Raw genomic sequence first — 3710 nt, 5'->3', positions numbered from 1 at the left:
GCCGTGGGCCGGCACCGGCGCGCCCGGCAGGTGCAGGGTCAGGGTGTCGGCGCGCTCGGCGCTGCGGGCGTTCAGGAGCAGCATGCCCAGGCGCTCGGCGGCGACCTCGGCGTCGGCGACGCGGCGCTGGATCAGCGCGGCGGTGGACTCGTCCCTGGTGCCGTCCTCCAGGCGGCCCTGGATCATCAGCGCCGCCTCGTGCAGCCGCGCCGTGTGCCGCCGCAGATCGTCCAGCAGGTCGTCGAGCTCCTCCGGCGGGGCGTCGAGCAGCCGGGTCTGCGCGGTCACCAGCTGGGCGAGCCGCGCCCGGAAGGCCTCGCGCAGCCGCCCGAGCACCCGCTGCGGTGTCTCCGGTACGAGAGCGAAGCGGGCCACCGCGCTGCTGGCGAAGGAGATGGCCAACGTGCCGAAGAGGCGGGGCAGTTGATCCACCGTGGCGTTCACGAACAGGGACACGAAATAGATCTGGAAACCGATCAGGCCCAGCGCCGTGCCCCGGTCGCCGAATCTGCGGCTGTAGACGGCGCCGAAGATCAGGGCGATGAAGAAGAGGTCGCCCAGGACGACCCGGCTGTGCAGCAGGGCGCCCAGCGACACCGCCGCGAGGGCCACGGGCAGTCCGAGCGCGAGCGTGACGGCCTGGCCGCGCACGGTCTTCTCGCGGATCGCGAACGTGCTGACCATCGCGGCCATCGCGCCCGCGACCATCCGCGTGACATCGGTCCCGAGCAGGGCGAGCACGGCGAGCGCCAGGCCGATCGCGGTGACCGTCCGCAGCCCGGCCATCAGCCGCAGCAGACCGGGGTCGGACGCCACGAATCGGTCCCACGTCCGGGCCAGGGTCGGCCGTCGCGTCACCTGCGTCACTTGTGCCACTCCAAGATCGATCCGTCGTTCGTGTTCCGAGCATACGAGGAGACGACCGCGGCCTTGACGTGAGCATGGTCTGGTCCTTTACTGCTGCGTGCCGTGGTTCACATTGCTACGCGGTGTTCACACACCTGAATTACGGTTCCATGGAACCGAGTTGACCGGAACAGGATGTGAGGCGCGCATGTCGATGAAGCGACGCATCTCCTTGGCGACTGCGACTGCGACTGCGACTGCGACTGCGACTGCGACTGCGACAGCGACAGCGGCAGCGGCAACGGCAGCGACGGCGAGCCGACTGTTGGCGGCCGCGCCGTACGCCCGGGCGGAGGTCCAGCCCGGCGGCCGGACGGCGGACTCTCCGACCCGCACGACCCAGGAGCGGCGCTGCGGCGTCGTCTCCGGCGTCGTCCACCTCACGACCGGATCGGGCTGATCACCCCACCCCCACCCCCCCCACGAGAGAAGGCCCCCATGCGCAGACGCCACTTCCTCGCCGGCGCCGCCGCCCTGACCGCGTCCACCGCACTCGCCCCCCTCGCCCACGCCGCACCCCGGACCGCCGCGCTGCCGACCCGCGCCGAGATCGTCGCCGTGCTGCGCCGCGTGGCCGACCACTGGATCGGCGCCCACACCGACCCCGGCGACAACCTCTGGGCCAACGCCACCTTCTTCAGCGGCCTGCTCGCCCTGCACCGGCTGACCGGCGAGGCCCGCTACCTCGCGTACGCACGCGACTGGGCCGAGGGCCACGACTACGGACTCACGACGGCGCCACCACCCGCCACGCCGACAACCAGTGCGCAGCCCAGGCCTACCTCGACCTGTACGAGGCCGAACCCGAGGCGGCGAAACTCACCGCGCTCGAAGCCAATCTGCACCGCATGACGTACACCGACCAGCCCGCCAAGAACGACGACTGGTGGTGGGACGACGCCCTGCACATGGCCATGCCGCCGTTCGCCCGCCTCGGTGTGCTGCGCGCCGACACCGCGTACACGGAGAAGCTGTACCGCCTCTACACCCACACCAAGCACGCGGAGGGCGGCCCCGGCCTCTACGACGACACGAGCGGCCTGTGGTACCGCGACAAGCGTTTCCTGCCCGGCGGCATCGCCTCCCCCTCCGGCAAGCCGGTCCTGTGGTCGCGCGGCAACGGCTGGGTCGCGGGCGGCCACGTCAAGACCCTGAAGGCACTGGGGAGTTCGGCCCCGCACGTCCCCGAGTACCGGGCCACCCTGACGCGGCTGGTGCAGTCGGTCGCGGCCGTCCAGCGCACGGACGGCTTCTGGAACGTGAACCTCGCCGACCCGGCGCACCTGCCCGGCCCCGAGACGAGCGGCACCAGCTTCTTCCTGTACGGCACCGCGTACGCGATCCGCGCCGGCCTCGTCGACCGGGCCGCGCTGCTGCCCGTCGCAGCAGCCGCGTGGCAGGGCCTGGTCGCCGAGGCCGTGCACCCCGACGGGTTCCTCGGGTACGTCCAGAAAGTGGGCGACCGCCCCGAGTCGAGCCAGCCGATCACGTACGACAGCACGGCGGACTTCGGCGTGGGCGGCTTCCTCCTGGCCGGGACGGAGCTCGCCGCGCTGGCCGGATGACGTGCGCGGACGGGGCCAATCGGTCACACCCGGCGGGGCGCGTCGCGCGCCCGCGCCGGGTGGGGAGCACGGCATCGCACGATAGTCCGATGATCGATGTAGTGGTGCTTCTGTGTGGAGTCATCGGTGTCGCCCTGCTCACCGAAGCCGCCTGGACCATGCGGCGCAGTGTCCAGGAGGGAGGTGACACGACCGCGGTCGTCGCGAAGGCCGTCAGCATCGCCATGGCCGCATCCTTGTGCGCGGCGCTCGGCCTGACCGCGGTGCTGATCTTCGCCGTCGCTCACTGACCCCCGTCGACCGACTTCAGGACGGCCGCCACGAGCGGCCCCGACGACTCGCCGCCCCGGCCGCCGCGCTGCATCACGGCGGCCGCGGCGAGGTCGCCGTGCCAGGCCGCGAACCAGCCGTTGGGCTCCTTTTGCCCGATGACCTCCGCGGACCCGGTCTTCGCCCCGATGTCCCCGTGCAGCCCCAGCATCGAGCCCGCCGCCGACCCGGCCGTCGCCGTCGTGTGCAGCAGGTCCCGCAGCTTCTTGTGCGCGTCGGGGGCGAGCGGGCGGTGCGCCGTCGCGAGGGCGCGGTGATCGACGGACGGCGCGACGAGATACGGCTGCGTGAACCGTCCGGTCCGGGCCGTCGAGATGACCGACGCCATCGTCATCGGGTTCATCCGCACCTCGCCCTGTCCGATCATCGAGGCCGCCTTCGACGCGGCGTGCTCGACCGGGACCGTGCCGTCGAACGCCGGGACGCCGACCGACCAGTGCGCGCCGATGCCGAAGACGTCCCGGGCCTGCCGTGACAGGTCCTCGTCCGCGATCCGGCCCGCCTGCGTGATGAAGGCAGTGTTGCAGGACGCCGCGAAGCTGGTGCGGAACGTGCCGCCGGGGATCTCGAAATCGTCGACGTTGTGGAACTTCCAGCCCCCGTAGGAGGCGTTCTTCGGGCAGGGGTGCGGCTTGTCCGGATCGGCCAGCTTCTTCTCCAGCAACAGTGAGGCCGTGATCATCTTCATCGTCGAGCCGGGTGCGAGCCGCCCCTCCAGAGCGGTGTCCGAGCCGCCGCCACGGGAGTTGGCGACCGCGAGGATCTCCCCGGTCGAGGGTCTGAGCACCACGAGCGAGGCGTCGGCGCGCAGGGCGACCTCCCGCTCGGCCGCCTTCTGCAGGCGCGCGTCGAGCGTGGTCCGCAGCGTGCCGGGCGCGCCCTCCGGGACGGACAGCAGCGCCGTCCCGT

At 72.0% G+C, this 3710-nt stretch carries 4 protein-coding genes and 1 pseudogene; 3 read left to right on the top strand and 2 right to left on the bottom strand.

Annotation, left to right across the window (positions count from 1 at the left end; translation table 11 throughout):
• Positions 1-786 (bottom strand): annotated as a pseudogene (locus G3I40_RS16275) (FUSC family protein); the annotation flags it as partial.
• Positions 787-1344: 558 nt separating this feature from the next.
• Here G3I40_RS16275 and G3I40_RS47165 point away from each other — a divergent pair.
• The 3 genes from G3I40_RS47165 (at position 1345) to G3I40_RS16265 (ending at position 2761) form a co-directional block, all read left to right on the top strand.
• Positions 1345-1758 (top strand): hypothetical protein, encoded by a 414-nt coding sequence (locus G3I40_RS47165; RefSeq protein WP_239091772.1) that lies wholly within the window; start codon positions 1345-1347, stop codon positions 1756-1758.
• Complete coding sequence (locus tag G3I40_RS16270; RefSeq protein WP_239091773.1) at positions 1695-2471, top strand: glycoside hydrolase family 88 protein; 777 nt, start codon at positions 1695-1697, stop codon at positions 2469-2471. The genes G3I40_RS47165 and G3I40_RS16270 overlap by 64 nt, the downstream gene beginning before the upstream one ends.
• A gap of 89 nt (positions 2472-2560) precedes the next feature.
• The gene (locus tag G3I40_RS16265) at positions 2561-2761 is read left to right on the top strand and encodes a hypothetical protein (RefSeq protein WP_164302875.1); all 201 of its coding nucleotides are present in this window, start codon (positions 2561-2563) and stop codon (positions 2759-2761) included.
• Here the strand turns inward: G3I40_RS16265 and G3I40_RS16260 are convergent.
• A partial coding sequence (locus G3I40_RS16260) for a penicillin-binding transpeptidase domain-containing protein (RefSeq protein WP_275410192.1) occupies positions 2755-3710 on the bottom strand: 956 nt, incomplete at its 5' end. The genes G3I40_RS16265 and G3I40_RS16260 overlap by 7 nt on opposite strands.

Origin of the sequence: Streptomyces sp. SID14478 (assembly GCF_010548525.1) — a bacterium.
In the GTDB taxonomy this organism is placed as follows: domain Bacteria; phylum Actinomycetota; class Actinomycetes; order Streptomycetales; family Streptomycetaceae; genus Streptomyces.
The sequence above is the reverse complement of the archived record's forward strand: the minus strand, read 5'-3'. Positions and strand labels throughout refer to the sequence as shown.

Coding starts and splice junctions, on each gene's coding strand:
- G3I40_RS47165 (WP_239091772.1), top strand. CDS start 1,345: ATGCGCAGACGCCACTTCCTCGCCGGCGCCGCCGCCCTGACCGCGTCC.
- G3I40_RS16265 (WP_164302875.1), top strand. CDS start 2,561: ATGATCGATGTAGTGGTGCTTCTGTGTGGAGTCATCGGTGTCGCCCTG.